We start from the raw sequence: 21915 nt of genomic DNA on the forward strand, positions 1-21915 counted from the left end.
AGCAGAAATTAGAACATGTTCTAGACAGGTGTCCAGTGGTCTGCCTATTCTTGCGGTATGGATTTCGGGATCGTTCAGTTCACCAGTGATCGCGGGCTCAAGCCGCAGGTGCTCGCACCGCTCATCGAGGAGGCGGGGTTCGCGTCCTATTTCGTTCCCGAGCACGGTCACATCCCCACCCGACGCGACGCCGCGCACCCGCAGACCGGCGATTCGTCACTGCCCGACGACCGTTACATGCGCACCCTCGACCCGTGGACGACTCTCGCTGCTGCGGCGGCCGTCACCTCGCGTATCAAGCTCGCCACTGCTGTTGCGTTGCCCGTGCAGTCTGATCCCATCACGCTCGCGAAAACGCTTGCCACACTTGACCACATCTCCGACGGCCGGCTGACGCTCGGCGTCGGATTCGGGTGGAACCTCGACGAACTCGCCGATCACGGCGTTCCGTCGAAGCGTCGTCGAACGATGCTGCGGGAGTACCTCGAGGCGATGCGCGAGCTGTGGACGGTCGACGAGGCGGAATATCACGGCGAGTTCGTCGATTTCGGCACGAGCTGGGCATGGCCCAAGCCGCCGCAGGGAGCGATCCCGACGCTCGTCGGTGCCGCAGGCAACGAGAAGAACTTCACGTGGATCGCGCGCAGCGCCGACGGCTGGATCACGACGCCCGGCGAGGACGACATCGCCGGTTCGGTCGCGCTGCTGCGACGCATCTGGGCCGACGCCGGACGCTCCGGCGAACCGCAGATCGTCGTCCTGGACTTCAAGCCCATCCCCGAACGGCTCGAGGAGTTCCGCGACCTGGGCGTCACCACAGTGCTCTACGGCCTCCCCGACGACAGCGTCGAACGTGCCACCGCCTACCTGGCCAAGCTAGCGGGCAAGGTAGGCCTCGCGCCCGCCGCGGCCCGCTGATCGGCCCGCGCCCGCCCGCTGATCGAGCCGCCCCGTCCGCCGGTCGAGCCGCCCCGTCCGCCGGTCGAGCCGCCCCGTCCGCCGGTCGAGCCGCCCCGTCCGCCGGTCGAGCCGCCCCACCGCTGATCGAGCTGCCCTCGCTGATCGAGCTTGTCGAGATCACTTCGCCCCGCGGTGGGTGGTCTCGACTCGGGTGCTCGCTGCGCTCGCGCCCGCTCGACCAGCGGTGGGTGTCGCGCCCGCTCGACGAGCGGTGAGCCTCGCTGATCGAGCCAGCCCTCGCTGATCGAGCTTGTCGAGATCACTTCCACCAGCGCTGGGTGGTCTCGACTCGGGTGCTCGCTGCGCTCGCGCCCGCTCGACCAGCGGTGGTTGTCGCGCCCGCTCGACGAGCGGTGAGGCCCGCTGATCGAGCTTGTCGAGATCACTCGCCCGGCGGTGGGTGGTCTCGACTCGGGTGCTCGCTGCGCTCGCGCCCGCTCGACCAGCGGTGGTTGTCGCGCCCGCTCGACCAGCGGTGAGCCCCGCTGATCGAGCTTGTCGAGATCACCCTCAGCCGGCGGCGGGCCCTCGGTCGAGCGAGTGGTACTCGGCGTTCGGCACGATCCCGAGGGCAGAGGAGATCCGGTTGGTGAAGTTGTACATCGCGGTCAGCTCGACGACGTCCCAGATGTCGTCGGGACCCAAACCTGCGGCCTCGAGGGCGTCGACGTCGGAACGCTCGACGGTCGCGGGTGTGCTCGTCAGCTTCTCGACGAAGACGCAGATGGCGCGCTGCCGATCGCTGAGGTCGGCGTGACGCCAGTTGAACGTGATCCGGTCGGCATTGGCTTCGTCGTGCAGCTCATGCCGTAGCGCCTGACCGTGCGAAACCAGGCAGTACGTGCATCGGTTGATCCCCGACGCCACCACCGCGATCATCTCCCGATCTGCGCCCGAGAGCGTCTCCGACGGCTCGGTGACCAGTCGAAAGTGGTTGAACCACGCGGAGAATCGCTCCGGGCGATGTGCATACGCCGTGAACACGTTGGGCACGAAGCCGAGTTGCTCGGATGCCTTGCCGAACAGTTTCTGTAGCTGCGGCGACAGTTCGTCGACCTCGGCGTCGGGGAAATATGATCCGCTGCTCACGGGACACGCTCCTGAATGGGGTAATGACGGCCAGCTATCGGCCGCGTGGTCACTCGATCACGCACGCGGCTGTGCGCTGAGCCCCGGCATCACGAAGTTGTGGATGTACACCGCGACAGATCGCGGGTCGTCGGGGTCGATCGTCGTCCCGGGCACGGTGCCCAGGCTGATGAGGATGCGCGCGATCCATTCCGATGTCGTGTCGAGGTCGTGCCCCGCGTCGACCTCGCCGTCGCGGATCGCGGCCTCCACGTAGGGCCGCCAGAAGTCGGCGAGGTCAGGGACGAGGCCCGCGACGCCCGCACCCGCACAAGCCGCGAACTCGTCGGGCTCCGCAGTGCGTAGGCGGAGGAGCAAAGCGCCCGGATCGTCGTAAGCGCCACGCCCGATTCGCACACCCGCGATGAGTTGTTCGGCGAAACCGTCGATCGTGTCGAGTTCGGTGCGGGCGTTGGCCCAGAATGCCTCGTTGAGTCGGACGATGGTCGCGCCGACCATGGTCTGCTTGTCAGGGAAGTGTCGATACAGCCAGGCGCGAGACACGCCTGCGACATCGGCGACCTGTTGCATGGTGGTGGCGCGGATTCCCTTGTCCGCCAACAGGCTCTCGGCGGCATCGAGCATCCGGTCGGTTGCAGACGCAACCTCGACCGCGCGGGACGCTCCGGTGGTCTCTGTCTGCACGATGCCTCCTACTCCACGTCAATCGCGTTTCACGTCAACTCGATGCGGCCGCTGCGTACTCCGGCGACAACACCACCGTCGACCAGGATATCGGTCCCGGTGATGAAACCGGAGCGCACCGGATCGAGGAGGAACTCGACGGCGGACGCGATGTCTTCGGCCGTGCCGAAGCGGCCCGCGGCGCACTTGTCGATCATGGCCTCGTAACTCGAATGCGCGAACTCGGCATTGAACTCACGCCATCCCATCTCGGTCGCGGTGACGCCGGGGCACACCGAGTTGATTCGCGCCCCGCGGTCGCCCCAGATCGGCGCAGCGGACTGTACTCGAAAAACGTTGCCGCGCTTGCTGTATCCGTAGGCAAGGCCGCAGGCGAACTCGGATTGCATGTCGGGAAAGGAGAACATGGGTAACCCGGCCAATTCGCTGGCCGGAAGCGTCGAGAGCGCTGTGCCCTGCTCGGCGGTGACCGCGTCGGCGAAGATGTGTGCCGCGACGCTGGCAATCACGACGCCGGCGCCGCCGTCGGCGATGACCCGTCCGAACTCCTCTATGACGTATGCGGTGCCGACCAGATTCACAGCGACGATCCGCTCCGGAGCGGCCTGCGCCGGCGACACGCCGGCGGTGTGTACCAGCGACGTGACCTCGCCGAGCGAAGCGGCACGGTCGGCGAGTGCGGCGACCTGGTCGCGGTCGGCGACGTCGACCGTCTGCGCGGTCACGTCGAATCCGCAGCGATGCAACGAGGATGCCACTTCGGCGAGGTGCTCGGCGTCGTAATCGGCGATCAGCAGCGGCCGACCAGATCCGAGGCGACGCGCGATGGCCTCACCCATTCCGCCGACACCGATGACCGTCAGCACTGGTGGCATGGTTTCTCCGCTCGATCGTCTGACGCGCAGAGGCGCGGGCTCTGCGCCGAACTCTATCAACGAAAGTAGACATTTTTGCCAAAGTGTTCACCGAGTGTGACGGCGAGGAGTAGACACAATCATGAATCTGTCAACTAGACGGTCGTCGACGCGATCTCCTCGCGTCGTCATCACTACCGAAAGGGCAATATGAGCGCACGTCCACCGCAGACGGCTGTGATCGGCGCGGGCATCAGCGGACTGACCGCGAGCAAGATGCTGGCCGACTACGGCGTGCCATTCGCCACGTTCGAGTCGTCGGATCGAGTCGGGGGCAACTGGGCCTTCGGCAACCCGAACGGCCACAGCAGCGCGTACCGGTCACTGCACATCGATACGTCCAAGCACCAGCTGTCGTTTCGGGATTTCCCGATGCCCGACGACTACCCCGACTTCCCGCACCACACGTTGATCAAGCAGTATCTCGACGACTACACCGACGCCTTCGGCCTTCGCGAGAAGATCGAATTCGGCAACGGAATCACCCACGCGCAACGCCTCGACGGCGGAGGTTGGGAACTCTCGACGCAGCGGGGCGAGACTCGCTACGCAGACCTTCTCGTCGTCGCCAACGGACACCACTGGGATCCTCGATTGCCCGACTTCCCCGGCGAATTCGCGGGTGTCGAGATGCACGCCCACTCCTACATCGATCCGCGTACGCCGCTCGACCTCTACGGCAAGCGCATCCTCGTCGTCGGGCTGGGCAACAGCGCCGCCGACATCGCGGTCGAACTATCCTCGCGCACACTTGAAAACACGGTCACCATCTCGACCCGCTCGAGTGCGTGGATCGTCCCGAAGTACTTGGGCGGCAAGCCCGCCGACAAGTACTACCGCACCTCGCCGCACATCCCGTTCGCCTGGCAACGCAAGATCGCCCAGGTCTTCCAACCACTCACCGCGGGCCGTCCCGAGAACTACGGACTCCCCGCGCCCAATCACAAGTTCTTCGAAGCGCATCCGACGCAATCGGTCGAGCTACCGTTCCGTCTCGGCGCGGGCGACGTCACGGCGAAGGGCGACATCTCGCGTCTCGACGGCGACACCGTGCACTTCATCGACGGGACGTCGGCCGACTTCGACGTGATCATCTACGCGACCGGCTACAACATCACGTTCCCGTTCTTCGATCCCGACTTCATCAGCGCCCCAGGCAATCAGATCGATCTCTACAAGCGGATGATCTACCCGGGCGTCGACGACGCGTTGTTCGTCGGCTTCGCGCAGGCCACACCGACGCTCTTCCCATTCGTCGAATGTCAGGCGCGGCTCGTCGGCGCGTACGCCGTGGGCCAGTATCAGCCACCGCCCGTCGACGAGATGCGCAGGGTCATCGCAGAAGATCAAGAGTTCTACACCGGCCACATGGTGCACAGCGCGCGGCACACCCAGCAGCTCGACTACTTCCTGTACGAACACGACATGCGCACCAAGGAATTACCCGCAGGCCGACGACGCGCCGCCGAGATCGGCGCACCGGGTTGGGCTGGTGTTGCAGAGCGTCTTGCGCACAGTGGTGAGCCCTTGGCGGAATCAGCGCACACCGCAACACAATTGGTGACCGCAAGCGACGGGGGAGCACGATGAACCAGCGCATCAGAGAAGACGTCACCTTCGACAGCGACGGAACCGACTGCCACGCCTGGTTCTTCCCGGCCGCGGCACCGTCGCCCTTCGCGATGGCCGACGGTGTTCCCGTCGTCGTGATGGCGCACGGTTTCGGCGGCACCAAGGATTCGGGACTCGAACCCTTCGCTCGACGCCTCGCCGACGCAGGTCTCGCTGTGTTCGCCTTCGACTACCGGGGCTTCGGGCTCTCGGGAGGCTCACCCCGCCAACGGGTGTCGATGGTCAGCCAGATTGCCGACTACCACGCCGCGGCCGACGCCGCGGCACGTCAAACCGGTGTGGACGCAGGTCGCGTGGTGCTGTGGGGGCTGTCCCAGTCGGGTGGACACGTCCTCTTGGCCGCCGCGGACCGGACCGACGTGGCCGCGGTGATCTCGGCGGTACCCATGGTCAGTGGCCTGGCCGCAGGACGTCACCACCTCCCGCATGTCGGCGTGTTCTCGATGCTGCGACAGAGCATCGACGGCATCGCGAGCGCGGCGTCGTCGAAAGTCGGTGGCGCGCCACACATGCTGCCGATCGTCGGTCGGCCGGGTCAGCAGGCGGCCCTCACCAGCTCCGGCTTCTACGAGAGCTACAAGGCTATCGCCGGACCGTCGTGGCTCAACGAGGTCGACGCGTCGGTGTCGCTCGAACTCGGCTCCTACCGGGCAGACAAGCACGTCGATCGCATCGACGCGCCCAAGCTCGTGCAGATCGCCGACTTCGACCGCGGGGCACCTCCGCACGCCGCCGCCAAAGCAGCGTTCAAGGCGCGCGCGGAGGTACGGCACTACCCGTGCGATCACTTCGGCATCTTCGCCGAGGCCGACCCGGCAACCTTCGAACGCGTCGTCGAACATCAGATTGCCTTCCTGACAAGGCATTTGGCTACTCCGGTCGAGCTCCGCGAGCTCGACGCCGCGGTGAGCTAAGCCAGCCGGGCGCTGTTGGCCCCCTCGGTCGCCTCGATCGTCAGCTCGACGCCGAACGGATCACCCGTCTCGAGAAGCGCGAGCAGTGCGTCGTCGGAGGTCAGTGCGGCCACTCGGGTGTCGTCGTCGTGCGTTGTCGCGACGACCACGCCCACCGGCCCGCGCTTGCCGTGATCGACGGTGTAGGTATCGAGAGTTGCTGAGCCCGTGAAGAACTCGGCGACGGGTAGCGGGGCCGTATCGTCGATACGGGCCTGCAACGCGCGATCTGACCGAGGTGTCCAGGTGGTCGGCGTCGTCGAATAGACGCCGACCGACGTCTTGCTCATGATGCCGCCGTTGGCGACGACGAGGCCGAACGCGTCGGGTTGGCGTCGCAAGCGCTCGACGGTCTCGACGATCGCGTGGCTCGAGTAGTTGTGTCCCGGTCCGCCGAAGAAGGGCAGTCCACCGGTCACCGTCAGACCGATCGGTGCGTCGACGTCGAATCCCAGTGCGTCGCAAACGTTGAAGACGGGGATGGGAAAGCAACTGTAGAGGTCGACGGTGGCAAGATCGTCGACGCCGACCCCCGCCATCTCGAGCGCTCCGGACGTCGCGACGGCGGCCGCGGGGCTCGTGCCGATATCGGGTCTGGCGAGCAGCGCGTGTTCACGAAGGCCGGTATGCCCGTGGAGAAACACCCATTTTTCGCGTGGTACTCCCATCTCCGTGGCCTTGGCTGCCGAGGTGAGAATGATGGCGGAGCCGACGTTCACCAGATCGCGTGCCACGACGAGGCGCGGATACGGCTGTGCGATAACGCGATTGGCGTCGGTGATCGTCGCCAACTCGTCCGCGCTGCGGATCACGGGCGATGCCGCGAAGGGATTCGCCGCCGCCACCTCGGTGAACGGAGCAAACAGGCGGCCCATCGCACGTCGATGATCGTCGACGCCCACACCGAGCCTGTTGCGTCGTGCATTCTCGGCAAACGCATACGCCACCGGCATCGACGTCAGCCGGTGCCGGACCATCGTCATGTCGATGAAGTCCTCGAAATGCGGTCCACGATCGTCGAGTTGACCGTCGATCTCTTCGCCGAAGTCGGGTCGGTCGTCGCGGTCGGCGAAGTGCCGAGCCGTCGATGTGGCCTCAGCGCCGACGATGAGCACGCAGTCGGCGCTGCCCTTTGCGATCGCCTCCGCATGTTCGGTGACCAGCGACTGCGGCGACTGCCCGCCGACGACCTCGACGAGAACTCGCTCGGGCGCCAAGCCCACGCGCCGTGCGACCGACCGCGGATAGTTGTTCGAGCGCCCCAGCGGACTGGGCACATGCGGCATGTTCTCCATCTCGCGGACCGCGGCGATCACGTCGATCGATCCGGCCACGACAGAGGCAACACCGGTGTCGGCCAGTGCATTTCGAGTCGCGGCAGCACCGAGATCGATGCTCGACCACGCCTGGTAGTCGGGCGTATCGATGCGATCGCCGGACTGCCCGACGCCGATGACGACCGGCGTGGTAGGGTCGATGCGCATCAGCGCGGCAGCATTTTCCCGACGATGCCGGTGTCGCGACGCAGCACGCGCAGCGAGCCCTCGACGCGCACCTCGGTGAACTGGCCCGTCGCGAGTGCCTGACAGTAGATCTCGTACGGCGGCCTTCCACCGTCGGCGGGGTCGGGGAACACGTCGTGGATCAGCAACGCGCCACCGATCCGAACCCACGGCGCCCAACCGTCGAGATCGTTCTGCGCGGCCTCCATCGAATGACCGCCGTCGATGAACACGAAGTCGGCGGGCGAACCCCAGATGCGTGAGGCGACGGTCGACGGCGCGAGCACACCGATCACCGTCTTCTCCAGATCGGCGTCGAACATTGTGCGACGGAAGCGTGCCGAGGTGTCGAGGGTGCCGGTGTGCGGGTCGACGAGCGTCGCGTCGTGGTACTCCCAGCCTGGTTGGTGCTCTTCGGAACCGCGGTGGTGGTCGACAGTCACGATGGTCGCGCCGAGGGGTTCGGCAGCGGCGCCGAGGAACACCGTCGACTTTCCGCAGTAGGTGCCGATCTCGATGCCGAGGTTCGTCGAATCCGGTTGGGAGAGATACTCTCCGGCGATCTCGAAGAGTGTCTGCGCCTCGTCGAGCGGCATGAAACCGGGCGCGTCATCTGCGACCTTGCGTCGGATGGCCGAGGGGGCTGACGTCGGCTGCGAGGCCGAGGGTGCACTCATGTTCCAGATCCTAATAGTGAGAGCGTTCGCTCCGCGTAGGGTTGGCTGCATGAAAGCACAGGTGCTCACCGCAGAGTCCGGACCAGACGGTTTGCAGTTGACCGAGGTCGACGATCCGACACCCGGCGCGGGTCAGGTACTCGTCGACATCAAGTCGTGCGGCGTGTGTTTCCCCGACCTCCTGATGAGCCAGGGCAAATATCAGTTGAGGACTCCCGTGCCGTACACCCCGGGAACCGAGGTCGCAGGCGTGGTGCGCGAGGCGCCCGCCGACTCCGAATTCAGCGCGGGCGACCGCGTGCTGGTCGCGTCGATCGTCGGCGGGTTCGCCGAACAGGTCACCGCGGCACCAGAACAGTTGCTGCGACTGCCCGACGAGCTCTCGTTCGACGAGGGCGCCGCCATGGGTATCAACTTCCAGACCGCCCTGTTCGCCCTGAAACTGCGCGCACAGACCGCGCCGGGCGAGATCGTCGGCGTCCTCGGCGCCGCCGGTGGTGTTGGCGTGGCGTCGATTCTGGTTGCCAAGGCGATGGGCGCGACGGTCGTCGCGATCGTGCATCGCACCGGCGCCGAGCAGATGCTGCGCGACCTGGGCGCCGACCACGTGGTGCAACTGTCCGACGGCTGGGGAGACCGGCTCAAGGAGTTCGCGCCCGAGGGCGTCGACGTCATGATCGATCCTGTCGGCGGCGACGTCTTCGACGAGGCGCTACGCCAGGTGGCGCCCGACGGTCGGTATGTGGTGATCGGCTTCGCCGCGGGCGGCATCCCGACCGTCAAGCTCAACCGTGTGCTGTTCCGCAACATCGCCGTCGTCGGTGCCGCCTGGGGCGAGTACGTGCGCACCCATCCCGACGTGCCCGCGCTGCTGCACGACGAGCTGACCGAGATGATCGAGGCGGGACTCCGGCCGCCGGTGAACGTCCGCTACCCGCTCGCCGACCTCCCACAGGCGTTGACGGATCTCGCGGAGGGGCGGATCCTGGGCAAAGCGGTCGTGCACGTGGCGGACTGAGGTTGCCCCGCTGGTCGAGCCTGGCCCGCGGGAGTGGTTTCGACTCGGGTGCTCGCTGCGCTCGCGCCCGCTCAACCAGCGGGAAGGCCAGGTCGAGTCTTGCCCACCGCTGGTCGAGTTGAACCCGCTGGTCGAGCTTGTCGAGACCACCAACCAGCGGGAGGCTGGTCGAGTCTTGCCCACCGCTGGTCGAGCTTGTCGAGACCACCAACCAGCGGGAAGGCCTGGTCGAGCCGAACCCGCTGGTCGAGCTTGTCGAGACCACCAACCGAAGAGGAGCCACCATGTGCCGCAACATCACCGAGCTGCGCGGGCTCGAGCCGCCCGCGACCGACGACGAGGTCGAGGCCGCCGCGCGGCAGTACGTCCGCAAAGTCAGCGGAATCCGGCACCCGTCGGCGGCGAACACCGAGGCGTTCGAGGCCGCGGTCGCGGCGGTGACGGCGGCGACCGAAACCCTGCTCGACTCGCTCCCGGAGCGTCGACAACCACCTAAAACAGTGCCGCCGCTACGGCGGCCCGAGGTGCAGGCCCGCATCGCGGCGTCGCAGTCGCGCTGAGCGCGCCGGTCATCTCACGCGCCGACGCCGAAGAGCGACGCCGCGTTGTCGTAGAACACCCGACGCAGCCAGTCGTCGCCGAGGTCGAGTCGCACCAGTGCGTCGAGCGCCTCGGTGTAGCGATAGGGGATATTCGGGTAGTCGCTGCCGAACAGGATCTTGTCGCCGAGATCGAGTAGGCGTGGCCGGAGCCCGACCGGGAACGGCGCACCTTCCTCGGAAAAGTCGGTGAACGACATCGTCGTGTCGAGCCGGACGTTCTCGTAGGTGTCGGCCAAATCGAGGAATGCCTCGTACTCCGGCGTGCCCATGTGCGCGACGATCAGCGGAAGCGACGGGAACTGTCGCAGCAGCGCAGCGATCGGTTCGGGTCCGGTGAAACGACCGGGCGTCGGCCCCGAACCGCAATGGATCACCACCGGCACCCCGACGTCGGCGATCTGCGCCCAGACGCTCGTGAGGCTCGGGTCGAGCGGGGAGTAGTCGCCGACCTGGATGTGCGACTTGAAGACTCGCGTTCCGCGCTCGATCGCCTTCGAGACGTACGACGCCGCGTCCGGCTCCGGATAGAACGTCGACGTGTGCAGGCAGTCGGGGTGGTGCGCGGCGAAATCGGCGCCCCAGCCGTTGAGCCACTCGGCCATGTCGGCTTTGTGTGGGTAGATCATCGACGTATAGACACGAACTCCGAAGGCCTGCAACGCCGAAACCCGCACGTCCTCGTCGGCGCGATAAGTGATCGGCCATTCCCGACCGATCATCGGCCCGACCGAATCGAAATACGCCCACACCTTGTCCATCACCCGACGCGGCATGAAGTGGGTGTGTACATCGATGATCCCGGGTAGTCCCAGGTCTCGCCAAAACTTTCGCACCTGCGCGGCTTCCGCAGCCGTGAACGGTGCCGGCGGCGTGTCGTGGTTGTGGGCGGCCGTGTCTGCTGTTCCGGTTTCTGGGTCGGTCACAAAATCACCGTACGCCGCGAGCGCCGTCGCGAACTACAGCTCGGGCACGTCCTTCGGAACGATGAAGAGTCCCTCGGCTTCGACGGTGATCCCGCGAGCGTCCGAAAGCGTGCCGCGCACTGTCTTCTTCCGGCCTGCTCGTTCGACGATCTCGGCCCGAGCGACCAACTGTCCCAACGGAGTCGGTCGCACGTAACGGAATTCGATCGTGCCGGTGTAACTCGCCTTGTTGTCGGCGGCAGCGGCTTCACCGAGGACCTGGTCGAGGACGAGTGCGCACACTCCGCCATGAACGTGCCCCGGTGGACCCTCGTAGGCGGCACCGAGGGTGAACTCGGCGCGTACGCCGCCTCCGTCGGGCGTCGAATGTACGGGCGGCGCGATCGCGTTGCGCATCCCCATCACTGCGTTGCCCCAGGCCATGCCGACCAGGTTGCTCGTGTAGCGCACGCCGTAGGCGCCGTCCATCTGTTGGGCACGCAGAGCGTCGACGACGCCCGAGACCGTGCGCTGGGCGTCGACGATCACCTCGTCGTCGACCTCGGTACGGATGACGGCGTCGACGAGGTCACGCACCGACGCGACCAGCGGCTCGAAAACCGCTCGGCGTCGGGCGATCTCGTCGTCGGAGATGTCTTCGAGCGTGAAGTCCACAGGCGGCTCTCTTCGGTCGGAAACGACACAGGATGGGGACGGTCGGGTCAGGGTGACAGTGGTCCGGGTCGGGCGTCGGCCAGCACTTCGTCCCGGTCGGCGGGGCTGATCACTCCGCGTGCGATCGCGTCGTCGGTCGATGCCTCATATGTGCGCAGATAGTCGGCGTGTGTCGGATAGCGCGTCGCGAGTTCGTCGTCGGGTAGCGGTGTGGTGGAGCCGAAGAGCACGCAGATGCGCGGTACATCGCCGGTGACGACGCCGCTGAGTACCTCGGTCGGCGCATCGACGCACGGTGTACGCACGCCCCCGAGGACGTTGCCGACGTCGTCGCGCGCATAACGGGGAGGAGTGGCGGTGACGTCGACGTCGAGCGGCGCGGAAGTCGGTGGCGGCGTTCCGTTCTCGATCCACTCGCGCAGATGCGCCACCGCTGCGCGCAGCACAAACACCTGCTGGCCACGGTTGACCGGCTGCGGGCATCCGAGGAGATCTTCGTACTCGCCGATCTGTACGAGATCCGCGTGCGACGTCCCGGCGACCTCCCACGCGCGGAAGACGTCCGTATCCGGTTGTCGCGCTTCAATATAGCGAAAATCGGTGAGTACATCGGTCTCCGTCTGCACGACGAACACAGGGGTTGTGGCGTCGGAGCGGATCGGATGCGGTGGGCCCGCGTAGGCGGGGGAGATGTCGATCGGCTTGCCCGGCTCGCCGAGCGGGAGTTGTCCGAGTGGGCGTGAGTGGATCAGTGCAGCATCGATCGCGCCGTGTTTCGGCGCGATCCGATTCACGTAGGTGGTCAACGCCATTGCCGATTGCGATTCACCTGCCGCGATCACCCAGCGCACGTCGAGGCCGGCGAGGGGATGGCGTTCGGAGTCGTTGTCGCGCAGGGCTTGTGCGATCGACCCGAACATGTCGTAGCTGTACCCGTCGCCCGGATGATGCAGCCCCGCATAGCGTTCCGGGTCTTTTGCCTCCAGCGAATCACCCTGCACGCCGGCTGTTCCCGCGCCCGTCGTTTCGAGGTCGACGGAATCACGGCCACCCGCGATGCCCGTGTACTGCGCCGAGATGCCGACATACGCTGTTCCTGAGCGCACCAATTCCTGTGCGACGTAGGTGTATTCGGGTGCGGAGTCGGCGCCGCTGCTGACGTTGAACCATTCGACGACGACGTGACCGTTGAACCTGTCCTCGTCGGGGCGACGTACGAGAATACGTGTGGTGAACGGCGCAGGATCGACACCGTCGAGTTCACCGTCCGGCCTTTCGACGAAGCGTCGGGCAATCCCGCTGGCGGCGAACTCGAGTTCGGAATATCCATGCCCGGCGAGGTCGGGACCGGGGGACGCAGACATCACGCTGGTCTGTCCCGCCCCGCCGGTCAACTCACGGAAAGCGATCGTCGCAGTCATCCCTCGAGGCTAGCCCTGCTTACTCTGCGACTTGCGATACTTGCTGATCACCTGGCCGAACATCATGTTCATCTTGGTGCCCAGCGGCCAACCGACGTAGTAGCAGAGGAACAGCGCAATCTCTTCGAGCTGCTCGGGCGTCAGTTCCTCGTTGCCCAGCGCGGCGCCCGCCTGGATCTCGGCAACGTCGACCTGTCCGCTCGCGGCGAGAGCGCCAAGCAGGATGAGCCGTCGATCGCGGATACTCAGCGCCGGTCGTGACCAGACCTCGGCGAAGAGCTGATCGGCAGTGTGCGCGAAGTGCAGCCCGGGGCCGTCGGACATCTCCCACCCGTAGACCTGCGACATCAGATCCAGTCCGCGTTTGCGTTGCTCGGTCTGGGTGTCGGCGTCTGCGGTTGCGTCGTCGGTCATTTCTCTCCTTCGCTGTGTGGCACGCCGAGACCCGTGGCGAGATCGGCGAGTGCCTGTGTCCCCAAGGGCAATTCGACGTCGAGACTCTCGCCGAGGGTGAGTGCGAGCGAGAGATCCTTCTCTCCGAGCTCGCGGACGTGAGTGAAGACGCCGTACCAGAAGTCGTCGGGTTCGATCGGTGCCGTGGTGTCGCGCAGCATGATTGCACCCGCACCGCCGGTGATGGCGTCGGTGTGGCGGACCACCTTGCCCAGTTTGGCGACGTCGATGCCTGCCGCCTGTGCCAATCGTGACGCCTCTGCGGTCGCCGCGAACGAGATGAAGTGCAGCAGGTTGCGCGCGAGCTTCATCTTGGTGCCCGCACCCACGTCGTCTCCCGCGTGGACGAGCATGTCAGAGGTCAGCGCGAAGGGTTTCTTCAGGCGTACGTAGGCATCTCGCGGGCCGCCGACCATCACGGCGAGACGTCCTTGCTCAGCGCCGGGTGCACCACCGGAGATCGGGGCGTCGAGCAGCGTCACTTCACGTTCGGCGCAGACGGCGGCGAGGTCGACGGCCGTCTCGGGACCGATCGTCGAGTGGACCGTGAGGATGGTGCCGGGCGCCGCGCTTTCGAGCAGGCCCGTCACGACCGTGCGGACCTGCGCGTCGTCGCGCACACAGATGCCGATGATGTCCGACGACGCCGCGAGCTCCGACAACGACGCCGCCGCGCGTGCGCCCTGATCGACGACCGTGGCGACTGCGTCGGGAGCGAGATCGAAAACTGTCAGTCCGCCAGGCCATTTCGCCAACCGGCCAGCCATCGGGCCTCCGATGTTGCCGAGCCCGACATAGCCGAGACGGGACACCGTGTCGGGAGTCATGACCGGATGACCTGTCCGCCGTCGACGTTGAAGATCTGTCCGGTGACCCAACTGGCCTCGTCGGAGAGCAGGAACAAACACATGCCGACCAGATCTTCTGGTTGACCGAAACGCTTGAGCGGCAGACGGTTGACGATGTCGGCGACCATCTCCTTGGGCGTCGTCACGCGTGTTGCCTCGGTGTCGATCGGGCCGGGAGCGATCGCGTTGACGCGGATGTTCTGGCCACCGAGTTCGGTCGCCAACTGCTGCGTCAGACCGTTGATCCCGACCTTGGCGAGGCCGTAGAAGCCGCTGTAGAGCCATGCGGCGGTGGAGGATTGGTTGACGATGGCCCCGCCGTCGCGCATGTGTCCGTACACCGCGCGGGTGACGTTGAGCGCACCGTCGAGGTTGACGCTCATGAACTTCTTGTAGTAGTCCCACGGCACGGTGATGAGGAAGTCGAGCTTCATGCCGCCGTAGATTGCCGCGTTGTTGACCAGGCCGTCGATGGAGCCGTAGGCGTCGACGGTCGCGGCAGCGAGGGCCTGCGCGGAGTCGGGGTCGGAGACGTCGGTGTGGACGTACCGTCCGCCGATATCGGCGGCGACCTTCTCGCCTGCGTCGTCGTTGAGGTCGGCGATCACGACGTTTGCGCCCTCGGCGGCGAGGCCGCGGGCGTACGCCTCGCCGATGCCGCCCGCGGCTCCGGTGACGATGTAGGTGCGATCAGTGAATCGTGCGGAAGTCATTGTGCTGCTGTCTCCTTCGGGTTGGGGTGGGGGGTGGGTGGTCTCGACTCGGGTGCTCGCTGCGCTCGCGCCCGCTCGACCAGCGGTGGTGTCGTGCCCGCTCGACCAGCGGTGGTGTCGCGCCCGCTCGACCAGCGGTGGGACCCGCTGATCGAGCTGTTCCCCGCTGATCGAGCCTGTCGAGATCACGCTTCGACCTGCGGAGGGTGGTCTCGACTCGGGTGCTCGCTGCGCTCGCGCCCGCTCGACCAGCGGTGGTGGCGCGCCCGCTCGGCCAGCGGTGGTGTCGTGCCCGCTCGGCCAGCGGTGGTGGCGCGCCCGCTCGGCCAGCGGTGGGACCGCTGATCGAGCCAACTCCGATGATCGAGCTTGTCGAGATCACGCTGGCTCCGCGATGGCCTTGGTCTCGAGGTACTCCTCGAAGCCCGCGACGCCCATCTCGCGGCCGATGCCCGACTGTTTGTAGCCGCCGAACGGGACGTCGGCCGAGTACCAGATGCCGCCGTTGATCGACATCGTTCCGGTGCGGACACCGTCGACGACCCTGTTGATGCGGTCGCGGTCGGTTCCCCAGACGGCCCCCGAGAGGCCGTAGGGGGAGTCGTTGGCGATGCGGATGGCGTCGTCGTCGCCGTCGTGGCCGAGGATGACGAGCACCGGGCCGAAGATCTCCTCCTGTGCCGTGCGTGACGAGTTGTCGAGGCCCGAGATCAGGGTCGGCGACACGAAGAAGCCCTTGTCCTTGTCGGCGGGCCGGGCTCCGCCGATCTCGATCGTGCCGCCTTCGGTCTGCGCGAGCTCGATGTACGACTCCACACGCTCGCGCTGCGTCGCCGATATCACTGGGCCGCAGATCGTGCCGGGATCGGTGGGGTCGGCCGCTGCGAACCCGGCAAGCGAGTCGCGCGCCAATGCCGTTGCCTCCGCGAGCTTCTCACGCGGGACGACGAGTCGGGTGGTGATCGCGCAGCCCTGGCCCGCATGCGTCACGACGGCGAACGTGGCCATGGAGACCGCGGACGCAAGGTCGGCGTCGTCGAGCACGAGGAACGCCGATTTGCCGCCCAGCTCGAGGAAGACCTTCTTGAGTGTTTCGGCCGCCGAGGCCATCACCTTCTTGCCGGTGGCCGTCGAGCCGGTGAACGAGACGATGTCGACGCGCGGATCGGTCGACAACTGCGCCCCGAGTGCGTGATCACTCGACGTCACGATGTTCACGACGCCCGGCGGAAAGTCTGTCTCTTCTGCGATCACCTTGCCGACCAGCGCTGCGCACCACGGTGTGTCGGGTGCCGGCTTCAGCACGACGGTGCAGCCCGCTGCCAGCGCCGGTCCGATCTTGGCGAAGTTGATCTGATGCGGGAAATTCCACGGTGTGATTGCTCCGACGACGCCGACTGCCTCTTTGCGGATCTCGCGAGTGTTCTTGATTCCCATGGGCTTTGCCTCACCGAGGTCGTGGGTCCACTCGTAGCTCTCCGCCAGATCGGCGAAGTATCCGAGGTCGCGGATCGGCCCCTCAAGCTGCGGTCCGTGAGTGAGGAACACCGGGCAACCGACCTCGGCGACGGTGAGCTCGCGCAGTTCGTCTGTGTGGGCGAGCAGTGCGTCGCGCAGTTGCCGCAGGCAGTGTGCGCGGAATGTGGCGTCGCGCGACCAGTTGGTGGTGTCGAAGGCGTGGCGGGCGGCGGCGATGGCCGCGTCCATATCGTCGAGGGTCGCGTCGGCCGCCTGTCCGATGACCTCCTCGGTTGCCGGATTCACGACGTCGAAGACGCCGCCGCTGCCGGGAATGAGCTTGCCGTCGGTCAGTAGATCCGACGCTGATGCTGGACGAAGAGACATGAACTGGGCTCCAACGCTGACTGGAAGACTATCTGGACAGGTGTCTGGACTCGAGTTCAAACCTAGTGTAGCGTCGGTCACATGTCCAGCCCCGTGTCGCAGGAATCCACGCGCCGCCGACTGACCGCACAGCAGGCCGAGACGGTTGCGCGGCTGACAGATGCCGCGGTCGACGTACTCAATGCAGACGGCTTCGACGGCCTCACGGTGAGGATGGTCGCCAAGCGTGCAGGGGTCGCGCCCGCGACGGCGTACACCTACTTCTCGTCGAAGAGTCACCTTGTGGCAGAAGTCTTTTGGCGTCGGCTGGCCGAGGGAGTGCCAGAGGCCGACGCCTCGCTCTCGCGCGAGGATCGGGTTGCCGAGATCTTGCGCAACGTGTCTCTCGTCGTCGCGGGCGAGGGGCAACTCGGCGGCGCGGTCACGGTCGCACTACTCGGTACCGACCCCGACGTCGAGCACCTGAGATTGCGGATCGGTGGCTTCATCCGGACCCGACTCGCGCAGGCGCTCGAGGTCGACGTCGAACATCCCGGTCCGGTCGTCGATGCTCTCGAAATGCTCTACGCGGGAGGCCTCGTCCACGCGGGCATGGGGCATCTGACCTACGAACAGACATCCGAGCGGCTCGTCGCCGCAGCACGCCTGATCCTGTCGGCGCAGCCTTAGGTAGGCAGTCCTAGTTGACCGAGGATGCCCCGAAAGCGCGCGCACGACATGCACATACCGTCAATGGAGGTTCATCGATGACCGAGACCGCAATGGTCGCGGGGATGCAGCAGCAGATTCCTTTCGACCCCTATGCCTACGACTTCCACGAGGACCCGTACCCGACGTACGCGCGACTGCGCGAGCAGGCGCCGGTGTATTACAACTCGGATCTGGATTTCTGGGCGCTCGCCGGTCACGACGATGTGCGAAACGCGTTCCGCGACAGTGCAAATCTGTCGAATGCGTGGGGTGTCTCGATGGACCCCTCGTCGTACGGACCCGACGCACACAAGTCGATGTCGTTTCTCGCCATGGACGATCCCAAGCACATGCGAATCCGCAAGCTCGTGTCGAAAGGATTCACCCCGCGTCGTGTCAACGACCTCGCCGGCCGGATCACCGCACTGACACACCACCATTGGAGTTCGTGCCTCGACAAGGGCGAGTTCGATTACGTCGCCGACTTCGCCGGCTTGCTCCCGATGGACGTCGTATCGGAAATGCTCGGTGTGCCCGAATCCGACCGCGCGTATCTGCGGAAGCAGTCGGACCTGTTGCTCCACCGCGAGGAGGGCGTCCTCGACATCCCTGAGGCAGCCGTCTACGCCTACCTCGAACTGCACAAGTACTACTCCGCACTCATCGCCGAACGCCGTGGCAACCTCGGCGACGACCTCGTCTCCGCACTCATCACCGCGGAGATCGACGACGACGAGACCGGCGAGAAGACCACACTCACCGAGGACGAGATCGTCGGATTCATGGTGCTCATGGTGGTCGCCGGTAACGAGACGACCACCAAACTGCTTGCCAACGCGCTGTATTGGGGCTGGCGCAACCCCGACGAGCTCGCCAAGGTGCTTACCGATCCCGAAGCGGTGCCGCAGTGGACCGAAGAAACACTGCGCTACGACAATTCGACCCAGATGGTGCTACGCAGAGTGGCCGGAGACGTCACCTACGGCGAGCAGGTCATTCCGGAGGGACAGCGGGTACTACTCCTCGTCGGCTCGGCAAACCGGGACGAGAATGTGTTCGACGACGCGTCGTCGTACCGCATCGGCCGCGACTGCAGCCAGGCGTTGATGAGCTTCGGTATGGGAGCACACTTCTGCCTCGGCGCGCATCTCGCGCGGCTGGAAGCGAACATCGGTCTCGCCGAGGTCGTTCGGTCGATTCGTTCCGTCGACATCGACATCGCCAACGCCGAACGGGTGCACTCGGTGAACGTGCGCGGGTTCGCGTCGCTACCGGTGAAGGTGACGGTGCGCTGATGGCGTACATACCTCATCCGGAACGTCGGCCCGTACTGGTTGCGGGAGCGTCGTCGGGAATCGGGGCCGCGACGGCCGAATACCTCGCCACCGCAGGCTATCCCGTCGCACTGGCCGCTCGACGTGTCGACAAGCTTCAGGAGCTCGCCGACAAGATCGCGGGTGCCGGCGGCGAAGCGGTCGCCGTCCCACTCGATGTCACCGACGACGCGTCGGTGCGTGACTGCGTGGCGAAAGCCCAAGCCGCGCTGGGGCCGATCGAGATCGCGGTTGCCGGGGCAGGCGACCTCGACGTCGGACTCTCCTACGAGATGAGCGAAGCCGATTTCGCGTCTCAGGTCGACATCCACCTCGTGGGTGCACATCGGCTCTACCGCAACATCGTCCCCGGGATGATCGACCGCGGCCGTGGCGATTTCGTGTTCATCGGGTCCGACGTCGCGGTGCGTCCACGGCCATGGTCGTCGGCCTATGTTGCGGCGAAGACGGGAGTCGACGGCTTGGTTGCCACAGCGCAACTCGAACTCGAGGGCACGGGCGTCCGCGCCAGCATCGTCCGTCCGGGCCAGACCATCACCGGCATGGGTTTCAACCTCGCGCCCGAGGTGATGGAGAAGATGCTCAACTCGTGGATCACCCACGGACTTGCCAGACACGGCAATTTCCTTGCACCAGAACACATCGCCCAGGCGATCTCGGCGATCGTCGGCATGCCACGCGGTGCGCACATGCGCGTCGTCGAGGTCGAGGCAGAGGGCGCCATCCCCCGAGACAAAAGCGGTGGGGGAGCAGACATGACCGGAGACGAGACGACCGGAGGCACGAAATGAGCACACTGACGACGCCGAAACGAGTGTCCGGTGGCGACGGAGAGCACGGACACCTCGACGAACTGGCAGCCGACCCGATCGGACTGTTCTGGCGTGTGCGCGACGAGTGCGGAGACGTCGGGCAGTTCCAGCTCGCCGACCGGGAGGTGGTGCTGGTGTCGGGTGCCGCGGCCAACGAGGACTTCTTCCGCGCACCGGAGGAGGATCTCGACCAGGCGGCGGCATATCCCTTCATGACACCGGTTTTCGGTGAGGGAGTCGTCTTCGACGCGAGTCCGGAGGAGAGATCCAAGGCGATCCACAACGCCGCGCTCAAGGGCCCGCACATGAAGCAGCACGCGGTGACGATTCCCAACGAGGTCGAACGCATCATCGCCCGGTGGGGTGACGAGGGCGAGATCGACCTGCTCGAATTCTTCGGTGAACTGACGCTCTACACCTCGTCAGCGTGTCTGATCGGCCGCAAGTTCCGTGAACAACTCGACAAGCGGGTCTCCGAGTTGTTCCACGACCTCGAGAAGGGCACCGACCCGATCGCCTACGTCGACATGCACGCCGACATCGAGAGCTTCCACAAGCGCGACTCCGCGCGGGCGGAGCTCGTCGACTTCATCCAGGGCATCATGAACGAGCGCATTGCGCACCGCGATGACAGCTCCGATGAGGACAAGGATGATCGCGACCTGATGGACGTGCTCATCCAGGTGGGCTTCGACGCCGACACCATCACCGGGATGTTCATCTCGATGATGTTCGCGGGTCACCACACCACACAGGGCACCGCCGCCTGGACCCTGATCGAACTGCTGCGCAATCCCGACTACATGCAGCGCGTCTACGACGAACTCGACGAAATCTACGGCGACACACCGGCGGGCGAGCGCCCGGAGTACACCTTCGCTCACACCAGGCAGATGCCGCAGCTCGAGAACGCACTCAAGGAGTCGCTACGCCTGCACCCGCCGCTGATCATTCTGATGCGCCTGGTGCAGCAGGACTTTCAGGTCGACGATTTCGAAGTTCGTGCGGGGCAGACGATTGCGGTATCGCCCGCGGTATCGAATCGGTTGCCCGACGATTTTCCCGAGCCCGACGCCTTCGACCCCGACCGTTATGTGAAGCCGCGCCAGGAAGATCTCGCCAACCGCTGGACGTGGATTCCCTTCGGCGCCGGCCGACATCGTTGTGTGGGAGCACAATTCGCGATCATGCAACTCAAGGCGATTTTCTCGGTGCTGTTTCAGAACTACGAGTTCGAGATGTCCCAGCCGTCGGATTCCTATCGCAACGACCACTCGAAGATGGTGGTGCAACTCGCACAGCCGTGCCGGGTGCGCTACCGCAGACGGCAGAAGTAGGAGGGCGACATGCGCATCGAGGTCGATCTTGACATCTGCCAGGGGCACGGCATGTGTCAGATGGAGGCACCGGACGTGTTCGAGGCCGAGGTCGATCATGTCGAGATCCTCGAACCGCAGCCCGACGAGAGCAAACGCGCCGTGGTAGAGGCAGCCGTGCAGTACTGCCCCACCCAGGCCCTGCGAATCGTCGAAGACAGCAGGGCGTGAGAAGCGCAGCACAGCTTGAGAACACAGCGCAACCCGAGAACACAGTGACTTGAGAACACAGAAGTGCCTGAAGAACAGCGAACGAGAGGTGACGGCATGGCATTCGATCGTGCAGAACTAGAAGAGATGAAGGAACGGTGGCTCGAGGCGAACATCGTCGCCGAGCAGGCCGGTGACTGGAAGCCGCTGGCCGACTTCTACACCGAGGACGCCACTTACGGCTGGAACTACGGTCCGGACAAGGACTTCATGGCCGTCGGCCGCGATGAGATCCGCGAGATCGCGCTCGGTCAGGAGATGGAGGGTCTCGAAGGGTGGACCTATCCGTATCAGGAATGGGTGATCGACGACCGCACCGGTTCGATGATCGGCCTGTGGAAGCAGGTGTACGAGCGCAAGCGTGACGACGGGACCCCGTACGCACTCGAAGGTATTCAGGGAAGCTGGTTCAAGTACGGTGGCAACTTCCAATTCCGTTGGCAGCGTGACTTCTTCGACTACGGCAATGTGTCGGCGCTGTTCATCGAACTGCTGAAGGACAATGCGATGAGCGACGGGATGCTCAAGCGGATCGAGAAGGCCACCGGCGACCAGCCCGGCTGGTATCCGTTCGGCAAGGCGCCCGTCGAGTTCTGGTGATTCAC

General features: G+C 65.6%; 23 protein-coding genes. 11 read left to right on the forward strand and 12 right to left on the reverse strand.

The window, feature by feature from the left end; genetic code table 11:
• Positions 1 to 57: 57 nt before the first annotated feature.
• On the forward strand, positions 58 to 918 hold the full coding sequence (locus tag A5785_RS11005; protein WP_064866455.1) for an LLM class F420-dependent oxidoreductase: 861 nt from the start codon (positions 58 to 60) through the stop codon (positions 916 to 918).
• 552 nt (positions 919 to 1470) lie between these two features.
• Here A5785_RS11005 and A5785_RS11015 read toward each other — a convergent pair.
• From A5785_RS11015 to A5785_RS11025, 3 genes are all read right to left on the reverse strand, one after another.
• Positions 1471 to 2049 carry a peroxidase-related enzyme gene (locus A5785_RS11015; protein WP_064866458.1) on the reverse strand — a complete coding sequence of 193 codons (579 nt, stop codon included), beginning with the start codon at positions 2047 to 2049 and terminating at the stop codon, positions 1471 to 1473.
• A 57-nt stretch (positions 2050 to 2106) separates the two neighbouring features.
• On the reverse strand, positions 2107 to 2673 hold the full coding sequence (locus tag A5785_RS11020) for a TetR/AcrR family transcriptional regulator (RefSeq protein WP_064866494.1): 567 nt from the start codon (positions 2671 to 2673) through the stop codon (positions 2107 to 2109).
• Between the two features lie 89 nt (positions 2674 to 2762).
• Positions 2763 to 3608, reverse strand: a complete 846-nt coding sequence (locus A5785_RS11025) for an SDR family oxidoreductase (RefSeq protein WP_064866460.1) — start codon at positions 3606 to 3608, stop codon at positions 2763 to 2765.
• A gap of 189 nt (positions 3609 to 3797) precedes the next feature.
• On the opposite strand from A5785_RS11025, the gene A5785_RS11030 reads away from it, so the two are divergent.
• Positions 3798 to 5237 carry a flavin-containing monooxygenase gene (locus A5785_RS11030; RefSeq protein ID WP_064866461.1) on the forward strand — a complete coding sequence of 480 codons (1440 nt, stop codon included), beginning with the start codon at positions 3798 to 3800 and terminating at the stop codon, positions 5235 to 5237.
• Positions 5234 to 6193, forward strand: a complete 960-nt coding sequence (locus A5785_RS11035) for an alpha/beta hydrolase (RefSeq protein ID WP_064866464.1) — start codon at positions 5234 to 5236, stop codon at positions 6191 to 6193. The genes A5785_RS11030 and A5785_RS11035 overlap by 4 nt, the downstream gene beginning before the upstream one ends.
• Here the strand turns inward: A5785_RS11035 and A5785_RS11040 are convergent.
• Together A5785_RS11040 and A5785_RS11045 are read right to left on the reverse strand one after the other, a co-directional pair.
• Complete coding sequence (locus A5785_RS11040; RefSeq protein WP_064866465.1) at positions 6190 to 7716, reverse strand: acetyl-CoA acetyltransferase; 1527 nt, start codon at positions 7714 to 7716, stop codon at positions 6190 to 6192. The two genes, A5785_RS11035 and A5785_RS11040, sit on opposite strands and share 4 nt — an antisense overlap.
• Positions 7716 to 8411, reverse strand: a complete 696-nt coding sequence (locus A5785_RS11045) for a class I SAM-dependent methyltransferase (RefSeq protein ID WP_064866467.1) — start codon at positions 8409 to 8411, stop codon at positions 7716 to 7718. The genes A5785_RS11040 and A5785_RS11045 overlap by 1 nt, the downstream gene beginning before the upstream one ends.
• A 49-nt stretch (positions 8412 to 8460) precedes the next feature.
• Between A5785_RS11045 and A5785_RS11050 the strand changes: the two genes are divergently transcribed.
• Positions 8461 to 9429, forward strand: a complete 969-nt coding sequence (locus A5785_RS11050; RefSeq protein ID WP_064866469.1) for an NADPH:quinone oxidoreductase family protein — start codon at positions 8461 to 8463, stop codon at positions 9427 to 9429.
• Between the two features lie 284 nt (positions 9430 to 9713).
• Positions 9714 to 9989, forward strand: a complete 276-nt coding sequence (locus tag A5785_RS11055) for a DUF2277 domain-containing protein (protein ID WP_005206571.1) — start codon at positions 9714 to 9716, stop codon at positions 9987 to 9989.
• Positions 9990 to 10003: 14 nt separating this feature from the next.
• On the opposite strand, the gene A5785_RS11060 is transcribed toward A5785_RS11055, so the two are convergent.
• From A5785_RS11060 to A5785_RS11090, 7 genes are all read right to left on the reverse strand, one after another.
• Positions 10004 to 10954: an amidohydrolase family protein gene (locus A5785_RS11060; RefSeq protein ID WP_005206572.1), complete on the reverse strand. Its 951-nt coding sequence runs from the start codon at positions 10952 to 10954 to the stop codon at positions 10004 to 10006.
• 33 nt (positions 10955 to 10987) lie between these two features.
• A complete protein-coding gene (locus A5785_RS11065; RefSeq protein ID WP_005206573.1) occupies positions 10988 to 11608 on the reverse strand; it encodes a PaaI family thioesterase in 621 nt (206 codons plus the stop codon).
• Between the two features lie 47 nt (positions 11609 to 11655).
• Entirely contained in the window at positions 11656 to 13029 is a 1374-nt protein-coding gene (locus tag A5785_RS11070; RefSeq protein WP_005206574.1) for an alpha/beta hydrolase domain-containing protein, read from the reverse strand.
• Between the two features lie 9 nt (positions 13030 to 13038).
• Positions 13039 to 13443, reverse strand: a complete 405-nt coding sequence (locus A5785_RS11075) for a carboxymuconolactone decarboxylase family protein (protein ID WP_005206575.1) — start codon at positions 13441 to 13443, stop codon at positions 13039 to 13041.
• Positions 13440 to 14309 carry an NAD(P)-dependent oxidoreductase gene (locus A5785_RS11080; protein ID WP_064866471.1) on the reverse strand — a complete coding sequence of 290 codons (870 nt, stop codon included), beginning with the start codon at positions 14307 to 14309 and terminating at the stop codon, positions 13440 to 13442. Before A5785_RS11080 ends, A5785_RS11075 begins: the two co-directional genes overlap by 4 nt.
• The gene (locus tag A5785_RS11085; protein WP_005206577.1) at positions 14306 to 15043 is read right to left on the reverse strand and encodes an SDR family oxidoreductase; all 738 of its coding nucleotides are present in this window, start codon (positions 15041 to 15043) and stop codon (positions 14306 to 14308) included. The genes A5785_RS11080 and A5785_RS11085 overlap by 4 nt, the downstream gene beginning before the upstream one ends.
• A 378-nt stretch (positions 15044 to 15421) precedes the next feature.
• The gene (locus A5785_RS11090) at positions 15422 to 16888 is read right to left on the reverse strand and encodes an aldehyde dehydrogenase (protein ID WP_064866473.1); all 1467 of its coding nucleotides are present in this window, start codon (positions 16886 to 16888) and stop codon (positions 15422 to 15424) included.
• Positions 16889 to 16969: 81 nt separating this feature from the next.
• On the opposite strand from A5785_RS11090, the gene A5785_RS11095 reads away from it, so the two are divergent.
• From A5785_RS11095 to A5785_RS11120, 6 genes are all read left to right on the forward strand, one after another.
• Positions 16970 to 17557, forward strand: coding sequence for a TetR/AcrR family transcriptional regulator (locus A5785_RS11095; protein WP_064866475.1), 588 nt, complete (start codon positions 16970 to 16972; stop codon positions 17555 to 17557).
• A gap of 77 nt (positions 17558 to 17634) precedes the next feature.
• Positions 17635 to 18873: a cytochrome P450 gene (locus A5785_RS11100; protein ID WP_064866477.1), complete on the forward strand. Its 1239-nt coding sequence runs from the start codon at positions 17635 to 17637 to the stop codon at positions 18871 to 18873.
• Positions 18873 to 19703 carry an SDR family oxidoreductase gene (locus A5785_RS11105; RefSeq protein WP_064866479.1) on the forward strand — a complete coding sequence of 277 codons (831 nt, stop codon included), beginning with the start codon at positions 18873 to 18875 and terminating at the stop codon, positions 19701 to 19703. Before A5785_RS11100 ends, A5785_RS11105 begins: the two co-directional genes overlap by 1 nt.
• Complete coding sequence (locus A5785_RS11110; protein WP_064866481.1) at positions 19700 to 21061, forward strand: cytochrome P450; 1362 nt, start codon at positions 19700 to 19702, stop codon at positions 21059 to 21061. The genes A5785_RS11105 and A5785_RS11110 overlap by 4 nt, the downstream gene beginning before the upstream one ends.
• A gap of 9 nt (positions 21062 to 21070) precedes the next feature.
• Positions 21071 to 21271 (forward strand): ferredoxin, encoded by a 201-nt coding sequence (locus A5785_RS11115; protein ID WP_064866483.1) that lies wholly within the window; start codon positions 21071 to 21073, stop codon positions 21269 to 21271.
• A gap of 96 nt (positions 21272 to 21367) precedes the next feature.
• Entirely contained in the window at positions 21368 to 21910 is a 543-nt protein-coding gene (locus A5785_RS11120; RefSeq protein WP_064864834.1) for a nuclear transport factor 2 family protein, read from the forward strand.
• The last annotated feature ends 5 nt before the right edge of the window (positions 21911 to 21915 follow it).

Origin of the sequence: Gordonia sp. 852002-50395_SCH5434458, from assembly GCF_001665905.1 — a bacterium.
GTDB lineage: Bacteria > Actinomycetota > Actinomycetes > Mycobacteriales > Mycobacteriaceae > Gordonia > Gordonia jacobaea.

What these genes read in the sequence shown, in the direction of transcription:
- A5785_RS11090 (WP_064866473.1), bottom strand. Translation starts at nt 16,888, where the DNA reads ATGTCTCTTCGTCCAGCATCAGCGTCGGATCTACTGACCGACGGCAAG.
- A5785_RS11030 (WP_064866461.1), top strand. Translation starts at nt 3,798, where the DNA reads ATGAGCGCACGTCCACCGCAGACGGCTGTGATCGGCGCGGGCATCAGC.
- A5785_RS11115 (WP_064866483.1), top strand. Translation starts at nt 21,071, where the DNA reads ATGCGCATCGAGGTCGATCTTGACATCTGCCAGGGGCACGGCATGTGT.
- A5785_RS11075 (WP_005206575.1), bottom strand. Translation starts at nt 13,443, where the DNA reads ATGACCGACGACGCAACCGCAGACGCCGACACCCAGACCGAGCAACGC.
- A5785_RS11020 (WP_064866494.1), bottom strand. Translation starts at nt 2,673, where the DNA reads ATGCTCGATGCCGCCGAGAGCCTGTTGGCGGACAAGGGAATCCGCGCC.
- A5785_RS11120 (WP_064864834.1), top strand. Translation starts at nt 21,368, where the DNA reads ATGGCATTCGATCGTGCAGAACTAGAAGAGATGAAGGAACGGTGGCTC.
- A5785_RS11070 (WP_005206574.1), bottom strand. Translation starts at nt 13,029, where the DNA reads ATGACTGCGACGATCGCTTTCCGTGAGTTGACCGGCGGGGCGGGACAG.
- A5785_RS11080 (WP_064866471.1), bottom strand. Translation starts at nt 14,309, where the DNA reads ATGACTCCCGACACGGTGTCCCGTCTCGGCTATGTCGGGCTCGGCAAC.
- A5785_RS11095 (WP_064866475.1), top strand. Translation starts at nt 16,970, where the DNA reads ATGTCCAGCCCCGTGTCGCAGGAATCCACGCGCCGCCGACTGACCGCA.
- A5785_RS11035 (WP_064866464.1), top strand. Translation starts at nt 5,234, where the DNA reads ATGAACCAGCGCATCAGAGAAGACGTCACCTTCGACAGCGACGGAACC.
- A5785_RS11100 (WP_064866477.1), top strand. Translation starts at nt 17,635, where the DNA reads ATGACCGAGACCGCAATGGTCGCGGGGATGCAGCAGCAGATTCCTTTC.
- A5785_RS11050 (WP_064866469.1), top strand. Translation starts at nt 8,461, where the DNA reads ATGAAAGCACAGGTGCTCACCGCAGAGTCCGGACCAGACGGTTTGCAG.
- A5785_RS11040 (WP_064866465.1), bottom strand. Translation starts at nt 7,716, where the DNA reads ATGCGCATCGACCCTACCACGCCGGTCGTCATCGGCGTCGGGCAGTCC.
- A5785_RS11110 (WP_064866481.1), top strand. Translation starts at nt 19,700, where the DNA reads ATGAGCACACTGACGACGCCGAAACGAGTGTCCGGTGGCGACGGAGAG.
- A5785_RS11105 (WP_064866479.1), top strand. Translation starts at nt 18,873, where the DNA reads ATGGCGTACATACCTCATCCGGAACGTCGGCCCGTACTGGTTGCGGGA.
- A5785_RS11005 (WP_064866455.1), top strand. Translation starts at nt 58, where the DNA reads ATGGATTTCGGGATCGTTCAGTTCACCAGTGATCGCGGGCTCAAGCCG.
- A5785_RS11045 (WP_064866467.1), bottom strand. Translation starts at nt 8,411, where the DNA reads ATGAGTGCACCCTCGGCCTCGCAGCCGACGTCAGCCCCCTCGGCCATC.
- A5785_RS11055 (WP_005206571.1), top strand. Translation starts at nt 9,714, where the DNA reads ATGTGCCGCAACATCACCGAGCTGCGCGGGCTCGAGCCGCCCGCGACC.
- A5785_RS11025 (WP_064866460.1), bottom strand. Translation starts at nt 3,608, where the DNA reads ATGCCACCAGTGCTGACGGTCATCGGTGTCGGCGGAATGGGTGAGGCC.
- A5785_RS11085 (WP_005206577.1), bottom strand. Translation starts at nt 15,043, where the DNA reads ATGACTTCCGCACGATTCACTGATCGCACCTACATCGTCACCGGAGCC.